This window comes from Stenotrophomonas sp. Steno-Z1, assembly GCF_056393175.1.
In genome coordinates this window covers 28428-44982 of the sequence record NZ_JBWJPB010000004.1, presented here as the reverse complement: position 1 = coordinate 44982, position 16555 = coordinate 28428, and the positions used below count along the sequence as shown (strand labels likewise).

Sequence of the window (16555 nt, the reverse complement as noted above, 5' to 3'; positions counted from 1 at the left end):
GTTATCGCATGACCGCCCGGGCGGCCGCGATCACCGCGCGCGTTCGGCACCTACCGCCGTGCGGCGGCCGTTGATGGCCGCCAGCAGGCGGTGCCCGGCGCGGATGCCGGGGACCTCGATCAGGCGATAGCCCAGATGGGCCAGCGGAATCGCAACGGCGAGGGTCAACACGGCACAGGCCAGGTAGGCCAGGTCGGCGTGCGGCACCTGCGCTTGGATGCGCCGGAACACCGGGATCAGCAACGCCACCACGATGGGGTGGGCCAGGTAGAGCGAATAACTCACCTGGCCCAGATACGCGGTCACCCGGTTGACCACCCACTTCAGCGGGAAGCGCGACATGCCAACCAGCAGCGCCGCGTAGCCTGCGCCGAAGAGGATCCAGCCCAGGCCCGGCACCACCCACGCGCGCGCGCTGCCCACGGTCAGCGCGACCAGCAGCAGCGCACCACCGAACAGGGCGGCCGCGCAGCAGCGGCGCGCCGTACCGGCCTGCAGCGTCGGCAGCGCGGCAAACAGGTGGTAGGCCAGCATCCCGTACAGGAACACCGGCAGGTGCCGCAGCAGCCCGTAGTCGCCTACCGCCGCCAGCCCGCCCGCACCGAACACGCCCGCGCCTGCCAGCAGGCTGGCCAGCGTGCCCGCGACCGCCACCCACCACGCACGCAGCGGGCGGTCGATGACCCGGAACAGCAGCGGGAACACGGCGTAGAACAGCATCTCCACCCCGATCGCCCAACTGGCCCACACGATGCCCGCTTCCCAACCCGGGAACAGGTTGAAGGTGAAGCTGACGTTGGCCAGGATTTCCGGGAGCGAATGACCGGCATGGCTGCCGCGGCCATCGCGCCATATCGAGAATGCCAGCAGCACGAAGAACAGCGGCGCGATGCGGAACACGCGGTGCAGGTAGAAGCTCAGCAGCGGCCGCGGCGTGCGCGCGTGGCGCGGCATCGTGTAGGCCAGCGAGAACGCGCTGATGACGAAGAACAGTGCCACCCCGGTGCCGCCCATCGCCAGTACGGCGCCCATTACCGGCCCGGTGGCCAGTGCCGGTGCCGGCATCGCCATGACGTGGAACAGCACCACATAGACGGCGGCGAGGCCGCGCAGGGCATCCAGGAAGGCGAGTCGGTTGGGTTGGGCCATGCGGGCGGTGTCCGGGCGTTGGGCGAACGACGAAGACCGCGCATGCTATCACCCGACGCCGGCGAGGCCGGGCACGGCCTCACTGTTTCGCGGATCACCCACCGGCACGTCGCGGGGCGGTCGCCGTGCAGGAAGGACGTTACGGCCAGCGCCGCCTGGTCGCCGCCGCGGACGACGACGTCCTGCGTGGCGACGGGGTTGGCACGCGCTTCGCTCAAGGCGCGGGCGGGGTGCTGCCGCGTGCCACCAGCTCGCTCAGCAGGTCGATCTGGCGTTGCTGCTGTTGCAGGATCTGCAGCAGCGTTTCGTGGCTCACCGTGTCCACTTTCTCGTGCAGCGACATGATTTCCAGTTCGGCCTTGAGGTTCACCTCATAGTCGTAGCTGGCCATCTGCCGGTCCTTCATCGCCTGCCGGTTCTGGCTCATCATGATCACCGGCGCCTGGATCGCGGCCAGCATCGACAGCATGAGGTTGAGGAAGATGTAGGGGTAGGGATCGAACGCCGTCCGGCCCAGGATCTCGGTGTTGAGAACGACCCACACCAGCAGCGCGGCGGCAAACAGCAGGATGAACGTCCACGAGCCGCCGAAGCTGGCCACCCGGTCGGCCAGCCGCTCACCAAAGGTGGATTGTTCTTCCAGGCGGCGGTTGGGGTCGTCGATGACCGCACGCCGCCCGATCACGCGGCGCGCGACGGCGTCCAGGTCGTGGCTCTGGCGGCCGAGCCAGCGGGCGGCCCGTTCGAGGCGGTCGGGGGTGGATGCGTTGGACATGTGCGGCTCCGGAAGGCGGTCGCCGGCAGCGTGATAGGAGGCAGGGAAAGGGCCGGTGAGGATCAGGGCGCCGGGCGCTGCGACGCGGCAGGCGTGGCCTGTACGCTTCCAGCCGCACGGCCACGACGGCGTAGACGCACTGCCACGTGCACGAGCAGGATCAGCACCGGTACCTCGACCAGCGGCCCAATCACTGCGGCGAACGCTACCGGCGACGCCAGACCGAAGCTGGCGATGGCGACGGCGATGGCCAGTTCGAAGTTGTTGCCTGCCGCAGTGAAGGCGATTGCGGTACTGCGGGGATAATCGCGAGCCACCCAGCGGCCCATCGCAAAGCTGACAAGGAACTGCACGACAAAGTAGATCGTCAATGGAAGGGCGATACGCAGTGCATCGAACGGCAGGCGCAGCACCTCACTGCCTTTCAGGCTGAACATGGCCACGATGGTGAACAGCAATGCCAGCAGCGTGATCGGGCTGATGGCCGGCAGGAAACGCGTTGCGTACCACTGCGCCCCGCGCCGGCGCAGCAGCACATGCCGAGTGAGCCAGCCTGCCGCGAACGGCACGCCCAGATAGAACAGCACGGCGCCGGCCATGGACCACGTGCTGATGTGCACCACGCTGCCCTGAAGCCCGACCCAGGATGGCAGCACGCGCAGGAAGAACCAGGCGTACGCGCTGAAGAACGCGATCTGGAAGAGCGCGTTGAACGCCACCAGTCCCGCCACGTACTGGTTGTCTCCGCCGGCCAGCTGATTCCACACCAGCACCATGGCGATGCAGCGCGCCAATCCGATCAGTATCACGCCCGTCATGTAGTCGGGATGGTCGTGCAGGAACACGGCGGCCAGCACGAACATCAGCAGCGGCCCCACCACCCAGTTCTGCACGAGCGAGACCGCCAGCACGCGCTTGTCTGCGAAGACTGCCGGCAACGCGGTGTAATCCACCTTGGCCAGAGGCGGGTACATCATCAGGATCAGCCCCAGGGCAATGGGCACGTTCGTTCCCCCCAGCGTCAAGGTGTCCAGCGCCAAAGGCAGGCCATCGAACACCGTCCCAAGACCCAGGCCCAGCGCCATGGCGGCGAAGATCCACACGGTCAGCCAGCGGTCGAGGAACGCCAGCCGCGGAACGCCAGGCGATGTCACTGCGCTGGACCGCAGCGGGAGGCTGGCGCGCAGCTGGCATCGCCGGCGCAGCAGTTCTCGGTGAGGTATCCGACCAGGCCGTCCATCGCCTTGAAGTCGGCGCGATAGCAGATGCTGCGGCCTCGTGCTTCGGCGCTGACCAGGCCGGCCGCCGCCAGCTCCTTGAGATGGAACGACAGGGTGGCGCCCGGCAGACCAAGGTCTGCCGCGATTTCACCGGCGAGGCGGCCGCCGTGCCCGGCCTGCACGAGCAGGCGGAAGACGCTCAGTCGGGTGGCATGGCCGAGCGCGGCCAGCGCATGGGTTGCGGTTTTATGTTCCATTTTTCTAGAATAGTCGAACAATGACGTGTGGAGCAATCCGTGGTCTCCTTGCCCGACCTGATCGTCGAAGCCGCCGATATCCCTGACCCGGCGTTGGCCTCCGAGGGGGAGCGCCTGCCGCTGCACTACGGGGCGAAGGTGCGCCCGTTCAACCCGCACGGCTTGCCGATGGCCGGCTCGGTGGACCCGGACCATCCCAAGGTCCAGCAACTGCGCGCGTGGCCGGCGTGGTCCGGGGGCCAGGCCTGGATCAGGCCCGAGCGGCACGGCAGCCCCAGCGCCGTGTTCAAGAACCAGGTCGACTGGCTGCCCCTCGGCGAGGGCAGCCTGCGCGAGGGTGGTAGCGTGCCGACGCAGGAGATGCGCGCATGAAAGCGGTGATCTACCACAATCCGGCCTGCGCGACCTCGCGCAATGTCCTGGCGTTGCTGCGCCATGCCGGGGTCGAGGCGCAGGTCATCGAGTATCTTCAGGCACCACCGGACCGTACGCGGCTGCGGGAACTGATTGCCGGCGCCGGCCTGTGCGTACGCGATGCACTGCGGGAAAAGGGTACGCCGTATGCCGAGCTTGGCCTGGGCGATCCACGGTTGGGCGAGGACACACTGCTCGACGCGATGCAGCGGCATCCGATCCTGATCAATCGCCCCTTCGTGCAGACCGCGCTGGGCGTGCGCCTGGCGCGACCCTCGGAGCGGGTGCTTGAGATCCTGCCGGTGCTGCAGACGCCTTTCGTCAAGGAAGACGGCGAGGTGGTCATCGACCCGCGTTGCCGCTGACGCGAACCGCACAAAAAAGCCCGGTCTTTCGACCGGGCCCTGTATCAACATCACCCACGCAAGGCAGCGCTTACCAGCGCATGCCGGCAAAGGGGTTCCAGCCGGTGTCGCCCTTCACCTTCTCCAGGTAATAGGCGTAATTGGTGGTCAGCGCGACGAGCAGCGACCAGCCGATGCCGACGCCGCGGCCGACGACGGCCGGCATGAACGACGCCAGGATCATCAGCACGATGGTGATGCCCAGGATGGTCAGCGCCTTGCGCCACATGCCCAGGATGAACAGGTAGATCCAGCTGAAAAACAGTGCGAAGAAGTTGAAGTTCACCTTGATCTTCTGGCCGAACGGCAGCGCCTTGTAGGCCGCCTTGAACGCCGGGGTATTCGGCGCGCCGTAGGTGTCGAAGAAGTTGAAGCGGAACTGCCACTTGGGGCTGAACTGGGAGGTAGAAGTGGAATCCATATCCGTCTTGGTTGGGTTGTAAACGTTTACATGATAGCCGCTGCCTATGCGTAGCCGCCAGTTTTCTGTCGCCTGGGGCAGGGTCCCCGGCACAATGCAGGTCCCGTCACACAATGGCCTTCGTTTTGATATAGGGTTCGCATTCCGCGCGGCAGGGGGCCCGCGGCGAATTGGAATGCAACGAGATAACCAGACAATGTCCAGTGTTGTGATCACCACTGAGCGACCGCCGGCAGGGCCGCGGATCGCACCGTGCCCGCAAGCCACCCAGGCCCAGCATCTGCTGGCGCACCTGCAGTTTTCCCAGATCGGCTCGCGCGCGCTGACCCAGCCGCTGCTGGACGCCGATATCGCCGTGGCCGTCACGCCGGCCTGAGGCACGCGTCCCCCGCAGACCCCGCTGCACCGATGACGTCGCTGCCACGCCTAGGCGGGGCGGCGATGCTGCATCGGCGGCGCGTGTGACCCCAGGTTGACGCATCCCGGGACGACGTTGGCGCGATCGCCCGGTCTGCGCGCGGGCTGCGCATCGCGCTGCCGACGGTGCCTGCGGGACGGGGCGGCCGCCACGGCCGGCCGGGCTGCTCCCGGAACCGGACCTGCGTTCAACATGAATGGGGAAAGCCCCGTGCCACAAGGCCTGCGGCGTTTTGCCGCACCCCGCCTGAGGCGGCACGCGTCACAGATTTGCTGAATGGGGAGAAATCACGCGGGCCCCCTTCGCATCCGGCTTACATTTGGCCCCCTATGCTGAGCCGCATTTTTCGCCTCAGATCCGTTGGAGAGTTCGTGGGTTCCGGTAGTGACAGACAACAGCTGCGTGCCGGCCACGGCCCCGCGCAGGCAGGACACACGCACGCCGCTGGGCGTGCCAGGATCTGGATGACCCTCTCCGCGCCGGGCCAGCCCGGGATGGCACCACTCACGCAGGGTAATCGCCGATGAGTGTGCAGACAGTCAACGTCCTCCCCGATGCCGGCCAGGCCATCCTGCCCGCCGAGGTGCCGATGGCCATGCCCGAGCAGTCGTTCCGCGAGGGTCGCCTGCAGGTGCCGCGCCAGCGCACCGCGCCGCGGCTGATGGCGCTGCGCCGCTTCTACATCCTCGGTGGCACCGCGGCGATGACCATCGCGGCCACGGTGATGATGTGGAAGGTGCTGGCCGTCAACGGCGTCACCGTGCTGGAGGCCTGCCTGCTGGTGCTGTTCGTGGCGCTGTTCGCCTGGATCGCGCTGTCCTTCGCCGGCGCGGTGGCTGGCTTCCTCACCGCGGTGTTCGATCGCGGCTACAAGCTGGGCATCGACCCCGACCAGCCGCTGCCGGTGGTGCACACCCGCACCGCGCTGCTGATGCCCACCTACAACGAAGACCCGCGCCGGCTGCTGGCCGGCCTGCAGGCCATCTACGAGTCCGTGGCCGAGACCGGGCAGCTGGACAAGTTCGACTTCTTCGTCCTCAGCGACACCCGGCGCGAGGATATCGGTGCGGCCGAAGAACAGGCCTTCGCCGACCTCTGCGACGCGGTGGATGGGCACGCACGCCTGTTCTACCGGCGTCGTGGCGACAACAGCGGGCGCAAGGCCGGCAACATCGCCGACTGGGTGCGGCGCTGGGGCGGCGGTTATCCGCAGATGCTGATCCTGGATGCCGACAGCCTGATGACCGGAGACACCATCGTGCGCCTGGTTGCCGGCATGGAGCACAACCCGGACGTCGGCCTGATCCAGACCCTGCCGGCGGTGATCGGCGGGCGCACGCTGTTTGCCCGCATGCAGCAGTTCGGTGGCCGCGTGTATGGCCCGGTGATCGGCCGCGGCGTGGCCTGGTGGCATGGTGCGGAAAGCAACTACTGGGGCCACAACGCGATCATCCGCACCCAGGCGTTCGCCGACAACGCCGGCCTGCCCGCGCTGCCGGGCAAGCAGCCGTTCGGTGGCCACGTGCTCAGCCACGATTTCGTCGAGGCCGCGCTGATGCGCCGCGGTGGCTGGGCCACGCACATGGTGCCGTACCTGAAAGGCAGCTACGAGGAAGGCCCGCCGACCCTCACCGACATGCTGGTGCGCGATCGCCGCTGGTGCCAGGGCAACCTGCAGCACGCCAAGGTGGTGCGCTCCAAGGGCCTGCACTGGGTGAGCCGCATGCACATGATGATCGGCATCGGCCACTACTTCACCGCGCCGATGTGGGGGATGCTGATGCTGGTCGGCATCGCCATTCCGCTGTTCCAGGGCGGCATCGATTTCAACGAAGTGCTGCATCTCTCGCCCAGCCTGTACTGGCGCCATCAGGACGAAGAGAAGGTCATCCGCATGTTTGCCATCACCATGGTGGTGCTGCTGACCCCCAAGGTGCTGGGGTACATCGCGATGCTGCTCGACCCGGTCGAGCGGCGCGGCTGCGGCGGCGGCATCCGCGCGCTGCTGTCGATGCTGCTGGAAACCCTGCTCGCCGCGCTGATGGCGCCGGTGGTGATGTATGTGCAGTCGCGCGGCGTGGCCGAAGTGCTGGCCGGCAAGGATTCGGGCTGGGATGCGCAGCAGCGCGACGACGGTGGCATTTCCTGGCCGGCCTTGATCCGCGGCTATGGTGGCTTGAGCGTGTTCGGGCTGTTCATGGGCGCGCTGGCGTATGCCGTGTCGCCGTCGCTGGCGGCGTGGATGGCCCCGGTGGTGATCGGCATGGTGCTGGCCATCCCGGTGGTGGCGCTCACCTCCGCCCGCGGACCGGGCACCCTGATGCACCGCCTGCGGCTGATGGAAATTCCCGAGGAAACCGCGCCGCCGCCCGTGCTGGTGCGCGCCGCGCAGCTGCGCAAGGCCGCGGCCGAGCACACGGCGCCGGGCTGACCCGGCACCGCGGCGACCCGGCATAATGCGGTTCGACCGTAGGGGAGCCGCACATGCTGGACACCGTCATCAATGAAACCGGCACCGACCCGCAATGGGCGGTGCTGTGGCTGCACGGCCTGGGCGCCGATGGCCACGACTTCGCCCCGATCGTGCCCGAGCTGCTGCGCCCGCACTGGCCGGCGATCCGCTTCGTGTTCCCGCATGCGCCGGTGCAGCCGATCACCATCAACAACGGCCTGCCGATGCGGGCCTGGTACGACATCGTCAGCATGGACTTCCGTTCGCGCGCCGATGCCGCGGGCGTGGACGCCTCGGTGCAGCTGCTGGATGCGCTGATCGAGCAGCAGGTCGCCGCCGGCATTCCGGCCGAGCGCATCCTGCTGGCCGGTTTCTCGCAGGGCGGGGCGGTGATCCTGAGTGCCATGCTGCGCCGGACCCGTCCGCTGGCCGGGGTGATCGCGCTGTCGACCTACCTGCCGGACCCGGAAAACGCCGTGGCCCGGCGTGCGCCCGAGGGTATCCAGCCGCCGGTGTTCATGGCCCACGGCACCCAGGACCCGGTGATTCCGCAGGCGATCGGCGCGCACAGCGCGCAGACCTTCAAGGACCTGGGCATCGCCGTGGAGTGGCATTCCTATCCGATGGCCCACCAGGTCTGCAGCGAAGAACTGCAGGCCCTGGGCGACTGGCTGGACCGGCGCTTCCAGGCCGCCTGAGCCATGAACGACCCCCGCCAGCAACCCTGGTTGCCCGAGCTGTGCCGCCTGCCGCGGCTGGCGGCGATGCTCGGCCTGGCCGAGCTGGTGGTGGTCGTGGTCGCCCTGGCCCCGGACGGCAGCCGGCACTGGTCGATCTCCGATTTCTTCTCGGCCAGCGGCTTCGCGTTGTGGCTGGCGTTGGCGGTGACCATTTGCCTGTGCCTGGCGCGTGGCGCGTTGTCGCGCCTGCCCGAGCTGGCCGGCACCCTGCTGGCGGTGGCGATGACCGCGCTGATCGCTGCGCTCTGCGCCGGCGTGGTGCACGGCCTTTACGGGGTGCTGCAGGCCGACGGCTTCGCCAAACAGGTCGGGTTCTGGCGCTTCACCCTGGGCAGCGCCACCATGACCGCGTTGATCGTGGCGCTGGCGTTGCGCTACTTCTACGTCAGCGATCGCTGGACCGCGCAGACCGTGGCCAATGCGCGTGCCCAGGCCGATGCGCTGCAGGCGCGGATCCGGCCGCACTTCCTGTTCAACAGCATGAACCTCATTGCCAGCCTGGTACGCCGCGACCCGGTGGTGGCCGAGCGCGCGGTGCTGGACCTGTCCGACCTGTTCCGCGCCGCACTGGGCGCCGGCGAGGGCGATTCCACGCTCCGCGACGAGTGCGAACTGGCCGAGCGCTACCTGTCCATCGAATCGCTGCGCCTGGGCGAGCGCCTGCAGGTGCAGTGGCAACGCGAGGAACCCCTGCCGTGGGCGCTGCCGATGCCGCGCCTGGTGCTGCAGCCGCTGGTGGAAAACGCGGTGCTGCACGGCATCTCGCGGCTGCCCGGGGGCGGCACCATCGTCATCGCGCTGGCCTGCCAGGGCAACCAGCTGCATATCCGCGTGCACAACCCGGCGCCGGACCCGCAGGCGCGTGCCTTGCCGCTGGCACACGGGGCCGGCCACGCACAGCGCAGCATCGCCCATCGCCTGGCCTGGCGCTTCGGCCCGGCCGCGCGGATGACGGGGGCGTGGAGCGACGGCTACTATGCCTGCGACATCACCGTCCCGGTGCCGTGAGGAAACAGCCTTGAAGGTGGTCATTGCCGATGACGAGCCGCTCGCCCGCGAGCGCCTGCGCAGCCTGCTGGCTGAACTGGCCGGGGTCGAGGTGGTGGCCGAGGCCGAGAATGGCGAACAGGCGCTGCATGCCTGCGCCGAGCTGCAGCCGGACCTGGTCCTGCTGGACATCGCGATGCCGGGCCTGGACGGGCTGGAAGCGGCACGCCACCTGGCCACGTTCGACCCGCGCCCGGCGGTGGTGTTCTGCACCGCCTACGACGCGCACGCGTTGTCGGCCTTCGAGGCCGCCGCGATCGATTACCTGATGAAGCCGGTGCGCCCCGAACGCCTGGCCGCCGCGCTGGAACGCGCCCGCACCTTCCTGGCCGGCCGCAGCGGGCAGCCCAGCACGCCCAGCCAGCAGGCGCGCACCCTGCTGTGCGCGCGCCTGCGTGGCAGCCTGCGGCTGATCCCGATCGAAGACATCCACTACCTGCAGGCCGAAGAGAAGTACGTCGTCGTACACCACGCGCGCGGCGAGGACCTCCTCGAGGAATCGCTGAAGTCGCTGGAAGAGGAGTTCGGCAACCGCTTCGTGCGCATCCACCGCAACTGCCTGGTCGCCCGCCACGAGCTGATCGAGCTGCGACGAAATGGCGCAGGCCAGGTCCAGGCCGTGCTGCGCCATGGCAAGGCGCCGCTGGAGGTGAGCCGGCGCTGCGTGGCCAGCATCAAGCAGGACCTCAAGCACCTGTAAAATGGCGGCATGACAACCCTGCGCATCGCCACCCGAAAGAGCCCGCTTGCCCTCTGGCAGAGCGAACACGTCGCCGACCGCCTGCGCCAGGCGCATCCGGGGCTGGAGGTGGTGCTGGTGCCGATGAGCACGCGCGGCGACGAGGTGCTGGACCGCTCGCTGGCCGCGATCGGCGGCAAGGGCCTGTTCCTGAAGGAGCTGGAGCTGGCGATGCTGCGGGGCGACGCCGACTGCGCGGTGCACTCGCTCAAGGACGTGCCGATGGAGCTGGACGCGCCGTTCGCGCTGCCGGCCATGCTGGCCCGGCACGATCCGGCCGATGGCTTCATCTCCAACCTTTACGCCTCACTGGACGCATTGCCGATCGGCGCGCGCGTGGGTACTTCCTCGCTGCGCCGCCAATCCCAGCTGCGCGCGCTGCGCCCGGACCTGGAGCTGCTGGACCTGCGCGGCAACGTCAACACCCGCCTGGCCAAGCTGGACAACGGCGGCTACGACGCGATCGTGCTGGCCGTGGCCGGGCTGGAGCGGTTGGGCCTGGGCGAGCGGATCGTGTCACGGCTGACCGCACCGGCCTGGCTGCCGGCACCGGCGCAGGGCGCGGTGACGGTGGAATGCAATGGCGAGGACGCGCAGGTGATGGCGCTGCTGGCAACGCTGGACGATCCCCGCACCCGCGCCTGCGTGGAGGCCGAGCGCGCGATGAACCGCGCGCTGCACGGCAGCTGCCATGTGCCGGTGGCGGGCCTGGCGCAGTGGGAGGGCGAGGATCTGTTCCTGCAGGGGCTGGTCGGCGGCGTGGCCGATGGCCGTACCGTGCGCGCCGAAGCGCGCGGGCCGGGCAGCGATCCGGACGCGCTGGGGCAGTTGGTGGCGCGTGGCTTGCTGGAGGGCGGCGCGGGCGAACTGCTCGCGGTGTGAGACGCCCCTGAGGGGGGTGCCGGCCGTCGGCCGGCAGTGCCTTGCCGCGCATGCTGCGGTGGGGCGACGCGACGTGGGCGCCGCGGTATCCGGTGTTTCGGCGTTCAGTCGAGCAACGGTGGCTCAGCTGAGTCTGCTCAGCCGACCAACGGTCGGCTCAGCCGAGTCGCTCAGCCGACCAACGGTCGGCTCTACGGTGCCGGGGCGCGGGTGCGCCCACGGGCCTCACTTGAACTTGTACACCACGTTCATCGTGGTCAGGGTGTCGGTCTTGCGCTTGTCTTCGGCCACGTCGCTGTTGTAACGCGCCTGCCAGCCGGCCTTCAGCGCCAGGTGTTCGTTCATGCTCACCGACACGCCGAAGTCGTTCTGGCCGAAGGTGTTGTACGAGCCCGATTCCACCAGCAGGGTGTTGACCAGGTCGGTGTTGGGGGTAAGCGAATACTTCACGTCGAACAGGCCGCGGCCGATCAGGCCGGTACGGGTCGAGTCGTCTTCGGTGTTGTGCGTGCGGCGCACACCGGGGCCGATCTGCGCGTCCATGTAGAACTTGTCGCCCTCCACCAATCGGGTGCCGTAACCCAGACCGAACGAGCTCTGGCGGTCGTAGGTGGCAAAGTCATCGCGCTCGTAACGCACCGTGGCCGTGAGCTGGCGGTGCTCGCCCAGCTGCAGCGCGCTGCCGGCACTGCCGGTGTAGCGGTTGGCCGTGGTGTTGCTGCGCTTGGTGGTGGTGCCGTCGTCGTTGGTCTCGATGTAGTCCGAACGCGAGCGCAGGCCGAACAGGTCCATGCTGTGCACCCAGTCATCGTCGGTGTAGCGCAGCCGCAGCCGACCGTTCGCGCTTTCGGTACTGCTGTTGCCACGGGCCGAGGCGAAGCCGAGCTCACCACCACTGCCACTCCAGGGCGAGGTCATCGCGGCCGGGTCGGTGGTGTCCTGGGCGAAGGCCACCGGGGCGCACAGCAGCAGGGGAACAAGCAACGAGACGCGCAGGGACATCAACGGTTCTCCGGATCGAACGGTGGGGGAAATGCAACGGGGGATGATACTGGATGCATATGGCGGCGATTCCCGCCAGCGCGTGGCGCTTTAGCAGGGGTTCGGGCTACAGCCCTGTTCAGGGTAGCGCGATCTGCAGCGTCGGGTCATCGAACCGCGTGTAGCGCAGCGTGATCCGGAAGCGCTGGCCCTGGGTCTGGCCCTCGCGTTCGATCTGCGCCGGCAGGCCCTGCGCGTTGATCCAGTACAGCATGCCGTCCGGCGCGGCATTGGCATGGCGCACGCGATACTTGCGCGTGGCGACGCCGTCGATCGTATCGCCGCCCAGGTCGTCCACGGTCAGATCGGTTGGCGCCAGGTCGGCCGGCAACGGACTGCGCCATTGCGCGAGCAGGCCGGGCGGGACCGGCACCTGGCGCACTTCACCGGCACGCTGCAGGAAGAAGGTGTCGCCGATGATCAGCTGCGGGCCATCGTCGGTCTGCAGCCGGTAGCGGTCCGGGGCCACGAACTCCATCGTGGTGTCCACCGTGCGCGGGCCCTGCATGCGCAGGCTGGCGTGGAAGCTGCGCAGCTGCCCGAAGCGCTGGCTGGCCGCAAGCACTGCCTGCACCGGGTCGGCTGCGGCCGGCACGCTCGGCGCGGCCGGCACGGCGGCCGGAGCGGCCGGATCGGGGCTGCCACCGCAGCCGGACAACAGCGCGGACAGGAGGAGGGCGGCGGGCAACAGGCGCATGACAGGGGGCAACGGCAGGAATCGGGCCTTCACGATAGCCGAAGATGCGGTCCGGGCCGCCACAACGGCGGCGACTCGGACATAATCGGGTCATGGACCGATATGAACGCATCAACGCCCTGCATCGTCTGCTGAAGTCCGCCCGCTATCCGGTGACGGTGGCAACCCTGCAGGAAAAACTGGAGTGTTCCCGCGCCACCGTCTACCGCGACCTGGCCTTCCTGCGCGATGCGCTGATGGCGCCGGTGGAGGGCGACGGCGAGGCCGGCTTCCGCTACCAGGACGACGAGAGCGACCGCTTCGAACTGCCCGGGCTGTGGCTCAGCTCCGAAGAGCTGCATGCGCTGCTGGCCTCGCAGCATCTGCTGGCGCGGACCGGCGGCGGCGTGCTGTCCTCGGTGCTGGCGCCGCTGCAGCAGCGCATCGAAGGCCTGCTCGCGGCCCAGGCCGGGGTCTCCACCTGGCCGGTCGATCGGGTCCGGGTGATCCCGCACCGCGGCCGCAAGTTCGACGAAGCCAGCTTCCGTGCGGTGGCCTCGGCGGTGCTGGAGCGCAAGCAACTGGCCTTCGAGTACCGCGCCCGTTCCACCGATGAGGCGACCAAGCGCACGGTCTCGCCGCAGCGCATGACCCACTACCGCGACAACTGGTACCTCGACGCCTGGGACCACGGGCGCGAGGGCCTGCGCAGCTTCGCGGTGGACCGCATCTACAAGGCGCGGGTGGTGGACACCGTGGCCCGCGACGTGGACGACACCGAGCTGGACGAACAGCTGGGCGCCAGCTACGGCATCTTCTCCGGCCCGCCCAAGGGCTGGGCCACGATCGTGTTCAGTGCCAAGGCCGCGCGTTGGGTGGCCGACGAACACTGGCATTCCAAGCAGCAGGGGCGCTTCCTGGCCGATGGTCGCTACGAGCTGAAGGTGCCTTACAGCGTCTCGCGCGAGCTGTTGATGGACGTGCTGCATTACGGCTCGGATGCGGAGATCATCGAGCCGGTGATGCTGCGCGAACAGGCCAAGGCGCTGCTGGCGCTGGCGTTGACAAACTACGAGTAACGGCGGGGCGGGCGCTGGCCCGTCCGCTTGGCTCATGCCCGCCGGTCATATGGCCCCGGATACCGCAAGGCCGGGGCGTACGGTATGGTTGGGCGCTATCGTTGCCCCCGGATACCGCCCCCCATGAAGAAGACCCTGCTGCTCCCGCTGCTTGCCGCCGCGCTGGCCCTGGCCGCCTGCGGCAAGCCCAACGCCGATTCCCAGAAGCTGGTCGTGGCCGCCACGGCCGTGCCGCACGCCGAGATCCTGGCGGTGGTCAAGCCGCTGCTGCAGAAGGAAGGGCTCGAGCTGGACGTGCGCGTGTTCAACGACTACGTGCAGCCCAACGACCAGCTGGTGCAGAAGCAGGTGGACGTGAACTATTTCCAGACCGAGCCGTACCTGGACGCCTACAACCGCGACCGCAAGACCGACCTGGTCAAGGTCATCGGCGTGCACATCGAACCCTTCGGCGCGTACTCGCGCCGCTTCAAGTCGCTCGATGAGCTCCCGGTCGGCGCCGACGTGGTGATCCCCAACGACCCCAGCAACAACAGCCGCGCGCTGATCCTGCTGCACAAGGCCGGCGTGATCACGCTGAAGGACCCGAGCAACGCCCTGGCCACCCAGCGCGACATCATCGCCAACCCCAAGCAGCTCAAGTTCCGCGAGCTGGATTCGGCGATGCTGCCGCGAGTGCTCGACCAGGTCGACCTGGCCCTGATCAACACCAACTACGCGCTGGATGCCGGGCTCAACCCGACCCAGGACGCGCTGGCGATCGAAAGCAAGGATTCGCCGTACGTGAACTTCCTGGTGGCGCGCCCGGACAACAAGGACGATGCCCGCGTGCAGAAGCTGGCCAAGGCCCTGACCGGCCCGGAAGTGAAGGCCTTCATCGCCGAGAAGTACAAGGGCGCGGTGCTGCCGGCGTTCTGATCGGCACCCCGATCCCGACCCCGACGGCAACCGCCGCAACCGACGCGCATCCACGCCCTGCGAGGATGCCGCAATCCGGCGTAGATCCACGCCATGCGTGGATGCTGCAATCCGGCGTAGATCCACGCCCTGCGTGGATGCTGCAATCCGGCGTAGATCCACGCCATGCGTGGATGCTGCAATCCGGCGTAGATCCACGCCATGCGTGGATGCTGCAATCCGGCGTAGATCCACGCCATGCGTGGATGCTGCAATCCGGCGTAGATCCACGCCCTGCGCGGATGCTGCAATCCGACGTAGATCCACGCCATGCGTGGATGCTGCAATCCGATGTAGATCCACGCCATGCGTGGATGCGCTCCCCGCCCCGGATCCCCGGGCCGGGCCGCCCACGTCAGCTCACCCGGAACCCCATCGTCGCGTCCACCGCCTGCTGCCAGCCGGCATACAGCGCCTCGCGGCGGTCCACGGCCATCTGCGGCACGAAGCGCCGGTCCACCGCCCACTGCTCGGCGATCTCCGCGCGGCTGGACCAGAACCCGGTGGCCAGCCCGGCCAGGTAGGCCGCCCCCAGCGCGGTGGTTTCGGCCACCTGCGGGCGCAGCACCGGCACGCCCAGGATGTCGCTCTGGAACTGGGCCATGAAGTCGTTGCCGATCGCACCGCCATCGGCGCGCAGCTCTTTCAGCTCGATACCGGCATCGGCCTGCATCGCCGCCAGCACGTCGCGGGTCTGGTAAGCCATCGACTCCACCGCCGCGCGGATGAAGTGCTCCTTGGTGGTGCCGCGGGTCAGGCCGAACATCGCCCCGCGCACGTCGCTGCGCCAGTAAGGCGCCCCCAGCCCGACGAAGGCCGGCACCAGGTAGACCCCGTCGGTGTCGGCCACGCGCTCGGCATAGGCCTGGCAGTCGCTGGACGCGCCGAACATGCGCAACCCGTCGCGCAGCCACTGCACTACCGAGCCGGCGACGAAGATCGAGCCCTCCAGCGCGTACTCGACGGTGCCGTCGATGCCCCAGGCCAGGGTGGTGAGCAACCCGTTGCGCGAGGCCACGGCCTTGTCGCCGGTGTTCATCAGCATGAAACAGCCGGTGCCGTAGGTGTTCTTGGCCATGCCCGGCTCGAAGCAGGCCTGGCCGAACAGCGCGGCCTGCTGGTCGCCGGCGATGCCGGCGATCGGGATCTGCTGGTCGAAGAAGAACTGCGCCCGGGTGTGCGCATACACCTCGCTGGAACTGCGCACCTGCGGCAGCATCGCGCGCGGGATATCCAGCAGTCGCAGCAGCTCCTCGTCCCAGGCCAGCGTATGGATGTTGAACAGCAGCGTGCGCGCGGCATTGCTGTAGTCGGTGACGTGCGCGGCGCCGCCGCTGAGGTTCCATACCAGCCAGCTGTCGATCGTGCCGAACAGCAGCTCGCCGCGCTCGGCACGGGCCTGCGCGCCGTCCACGTGGTCGAGGATCCAGCGGATCTTGGTCGCGGAAAAATACGCGTCGATCAACAGGCCGGTGCGCGCACGGATGAGTGCCTCGTGGCCCTCGGCCTTGAGCCGCTCGCAGATGGCATGGCTCTGCCGCGACTGCCAGACGATCGCATTGTGGATCGGCTGGCCGGTGGCCTTGTCCCAGACCACGGTGGTCTCGCGCTGGTTGGTGATGCCGATCGCGGCGATCCGACGTGGATCGACCTGCTCGCGGTTGAGCAGCTCGGTCAGGGTGGTATAGACGCTGGTGAGGATCTCGCGCGGGTCATGTTCGACCCAGCCCGGCTGCGGGAACACCTGGGCGAACTCGCGCTGCGCGCTGCCCAGCATGCGCCCGCCGCGGTCGAACAGGATCGCGCGGGAACTTGTCGTGCCCTGGTCGATGGCGAGCACGTACTGCTTGTCCATGCCTTGCTCCATGCAACGAATCGAAGGGA

At 68.5% G+C, this 16555-nt stretch carries 17 protein-coding genes and 1 pseudogene; 10 read left to right on the top strand and 8 right to left on the bottom strand.

All coding sequences use genetic code 11. The annotated features are described in order from the left end of the window. Nucleotides 1-30 precede the first annotated feature (30 nt). From AC06FD_RS12650 to AC06FD_RS12635, 4 genes are all read right to left on the bottom strand, one after another. Nucleotides 31-1149, bottom strand: a complete 1119-nt coding sequence (locus AC06FD_RS12650) for an acyltransferase family protein (protein WP_478077987.1) — start codon at nucleotides 1147-1149, stop codon at nucleotides 31-33. 214 nt (nucleotides 1150-1363) lie between these two features. Then, on the bottom strand, nucleotides 1364-1924 hold the full coding sequence (locus AC06FD_RS12645; protein ID WP_259209743.1) for a DUF1003 domain-containing protein: 561 nt from the start codon (nucleotides 1922-1924) through the stop codon (nucleotides 1364-1366). A gap of 62 nt (nucleotides 1925-1986) precedes the next feature. Then, nucleotides 1987-3078, bottom strand: a complete 1092-nt coding sequence (gene arsB, locus AC06FD_RS12640) for an ACR3 family arsenite efflux transporter (protein WP_449335514.1) — start codon at nucleotides 3076-3078, stop codon at nucleotides 1987-1989. Next, nucleotides 3075-3401 carry an ArsR/SmtB family transcription factor gene (locus AC06FD_RS12635; protein WP_394164257.1) on the bottom strand — a complete coding sequence of 109 codons (327 nt, stop codon included), beginning with the start codon at nucleotides 3399-3401 and terminating at the stop codon, nucleotides 3075-3077. Before AC06FD_RS12635 ends, arsB begins: the two co-directional genes overlap by 4 nt. A 93-nt stretch (nucleotides 3402-3494) precedes the next feature. Here AC06FD_RS12635 and AC06FD_RS12630 point away from each other — a divergent pair. Together AC06FD_RS12630 and arsC are read left to right on the top strand one after the other, a co-directional pair. Further along, a pseudogene (locus AC06FD_RS12630) lies at nucleotides 3495-3758 on the top strand (NAD(P)H-dependent oxidoreductase); the annotation flags it as partial. 11 nt (nucleotides 3759-3769) lie between these two features. After that, nucleotides 3770-4180 carry an arsenate reductase (glutaredoxin) gene (gene arsC, locus AC06FD_RS12625; protein WP_478077986.1) on the top strand — a complete coding sequence of 137 codons (411 nt, stop codon included), beginning with the start codon at nucleotides 3770-3772 and terminating at the stop codon, nucleotides 4178-4180. Between the two features lie 70 nt (nucleotides 4181-4250). Here arsC and AC06FD_RS12620 read toward each other — a convergent pair whose 3' ends face one another. Continuing rightward, nucleotides 4251-4640 carry a DUF2628 domain-containing protein gene (locus tag AC06FD_RS12620; RefSeq protein ID WP_478077985.1) on the bottom strand — a complete coding sequence of 130 codons (390 nt, stop codon included), beginning with the start codon at nucleotides 4638-4640 and terminating at the stop codon, nucleotides 4251-4253. Nucleotides 4641-4836: 196 nt separating this feature from the next. On the opposite strand from AC06FD_RS12620, the gene AC06FD_RS12615 reads away from it, so the two are divergent. The 6 genes from AC06FD_RS12615 (at nucleotide 4837) to hemC (ending at nucleotide 10918) form a co-directional block, all read left to right on the top strand. Then, complete coding sequence (locus tag AC06FD_RS12615; protein ID WP_259209734.1) at nucleotides 4837-5016, top strand: hypothetical protein; 180 nt, start codon at nucleotides 4837-4839, stop codon at nucleotides 5014-5016. A 565-nt stretch (nucleotides 5017-5581) separates the two neighbouring features. Further along, on the top strand, nucleotides 5582-7489 hold the full coding sequence (gene mdoH / locus AC06FD_RS12610; protein WP_259209732.1) for a glucans biosynthesis glucosyltransferase MdoH: 1908 nt from the start codon (nucleotides 5582-5584) through the stop codon (nucleotides 7487-7489). A 53-nt stretch (nucleotides 7490-7542) separates the two neighbouring features. Next, nucleotides 7543-8208: an alpha/beta hydrolase gene (locus AC06FD_RS12605; protein ID WP_478077984.1), complete on the top strand. Its 666-nt coding sequence runs from the start codon at nucleotides 7543-7545 to the stop codon at nucleotides 8206-8208. A gap of 3 nt (nucleotides 8209-8211) precedes the next feature. Next, complete coding sequence (locus tag AC06FD_RS12600) at nucleotides 8212-9258, top strand: sensor histidine kinase (protein ID WP_259209728.1); 1047 nt, start codon at nucleotides 8212-8214, stop codon at nucleotides 9256-9258. A gap of 10 nt (nucleotides 9259-9268) precedes the next feature. Next, nucleotides 9269-9997 (top strand): LytR/AlgR family response regulator transcription factor, encoded by a 729-nt coding sequence (locus tag AC06FD_RS12595; RefSeq protein ID WP_259209727.1) that lies wholly within the window; start codon nucleotides 9269-9271, stop codon nucleotides 9995-9997. A gap of 9 nt (nucleotides 9998-10006) precedes the next feature. Further along, the gene (gene hemC / locus AC06FD_RS12590) at nucleotides 10007-10918 is read left to right on the top strand and encodes a hydroxymethylbilane synthase (RefSeq protein WP_259209722.1); all 912 of its coding nucleotides are present in this window, start codon (nucleotides 10007-10009) and stop codon (nucleotides 10916-10918) included. Nucleotides 10919-11143: 225 nt separating this feature from the next. Here the strand turns inward: hemC and AC06FD_RS12585 are convergent, their stop codons facing one another. Further along, nucleotides 11144-11920: a DUF481 domain-containing protein gene (locus AC06FD_RS12585; RefSeq protein ID WP_259209720.1), complete on the bottom strand. Its 777-nt coding sequence runs from the start codon at nucleotides 11918-11920 to the stop codon at nucleotides 11144-11146. 118 nt (nucleotides 11921-12038) lie between these two features. After that, the gene (locus AC06FD_RS12580) at nucleotides 12039-12656 is read right to left on the bottom strand and encodes a hypothetical protein (RefSeq protein ID WP_478077983.1); all 618 of its coding nucleotides are present in this window, start codon (nucleotides 12654-12656) and stop codon (nucleotides 12039-12041) included. 92 nt (nucleotides 12657-12748) lie between these two features. On the opposite strand from AC06FD_RS12580, the gene AC06FD_RS12575 reads away from it, so the two are divergent. Beyond that, complete coding sequence (locus AC06FD_RS12575) at nucleotides 12749-13714, top strand: helix-turn-helix transcriptional regulator (protein WP_259209716.1); 966 nt, start codon at nucleotides 12749-12751, stop codon at nucleotides 13712-13714. Nucleotides 13715-13837: 123 nt separating this feature from the next. Beyond that, nucleotides 13838-14632 (top strand): MetQ/NlpA family ABC transporter substrate-binding protein, encoded by a 795-nt coding sequence (locus AC06FD_RS12570; protein WP_394164219.1) that lies wholly within the window; start codon nucleotides 13838-13840, stop codon nucleotides 14630-14632. A gap of 394 nt (nucleotides 14633-15026) precedes the next feature. On the opposite strand, the gene glpK is transcribed toward AC06FD_RS12570, so the two are convergent. Continuing rightward, nucleotides 15027-16526, bottom strand: coding sequence for a glycerol kinase GlpK (gene glpK / locus AC06FD_RS12565; RefSeq protein ID WP_478077982.1), 1500 nt, complete (start codon nucleotides 16524-16526; stop codon nucleotides 15027-15029). Nucleotides 16527-16555 lie beyond the last annotated feature (29 nt).

Bases quoted from the DNA above. Each gene is read 5' to 3' on its own strand.
- AC06FD_RS12600 (WP_259209728.1), top strand. From the start codon at position 8,212: ATGAACGACCCCCGCCAGCAACCCTGGTTGCCCGAGCTGTGCCGCCTG.
- arsC (WP_478077986.1), top strand. From the start codon at position 3,770: ATGAAAGCGGTGATCTACCACAATCCGGCCTGCGCGACCTCGCGCAAT.
- AC06FD_RS12650 (WP_478077987.1), bottom strand. From the start codon at position 1,149: ATGGCCCAACCCAACCGACTCGCCTTCCTGGATGCCCTGCGCGGCCTC.
- AC06FD_RS12575 (WP_259209716.1), top strand. From the start codon at position 12,749: ATGGACCGATATGAACGCATCAACGCCCTGCATCGTCTGCTGAAGTCC.
- AC06FD_RS12620 (WP_478077985.1), bottom strand. From the start codon at position 4,640: ATGGATTCCACTTCTACCTCCCAGTTCAGCCCCAAGTGGCAGTTCCGC.
- hemC (WP_259209722.1), top strand. From the start codon at position 10,007: ATGACAACCCTGCGCATCGCCACCCGAAAGAGCCCGCTTGCCCTCTGG.
- AC06FD_RS12585 (WP_259209720.1), bottom strand. From the start codon at position 11,920: ATGTCCCTGCGCGTCTCGTTGCTTGTTCCCCTGCTGCTGTGCGCCCCG.
- glpK (WP_478077982.1), bottom strand. From the start codon at position 16,526: ATGGACAAGCAGTACGTGCTCGCCATCGACCAGGGCACGACAAGTTCC.
- AC06FD_RS12580 (WP_478077983.1), bottom strand. From the start codon at position 12,656: ATGCGCCTGTTGCCCGCCGCCCTCCTCCTGTCCGCGCTGTTGTCCGGC.
- mdoH (WP_259209732.1), top strand. From the start codon at position 5,582: ATGAGTGTGCAGACAGTCAACGTCCTCCCCGATGCCGGCCAGGCCATC.
- AC06FD_RS12615 (WP_259209734.1), top strand. From the start codon at position 4,837: ATGTCCAGTGTTGTGATCACCACTGAGCGACCGCCGGCAGGGCCGCGG.
- AC06FD_RS12635 (WP_394164257.1), bottom strand. From the start codon at position 3,401: ATGGAACATAAAACCGCAACCCATGCGCTGGCCGCGCTCGGCCATGCC.
- AC06FD_RS12645 (WP_259209743.1), bottom strand. From the start codon at position 1,924: ATGTCCAACGCATCCACCCCCGACCGCCTCGAACGGGCCGCCCGCTGG.
- AC06FD_RS12605 (WP_478077984.1), top strand. From the start codon at position 7,543: ATGCTGGACACCGTCATCAATGAAACCGGCACCGACCCGCAATGGGCG.
- AC06FD_RS12570 (WP_394164219.1), top strand. From the start codon at position 13,838: ATGAAGAAGACCCTGCTGCTCCCGCTGCTTGCCGCCGCGCTGGCCCTG.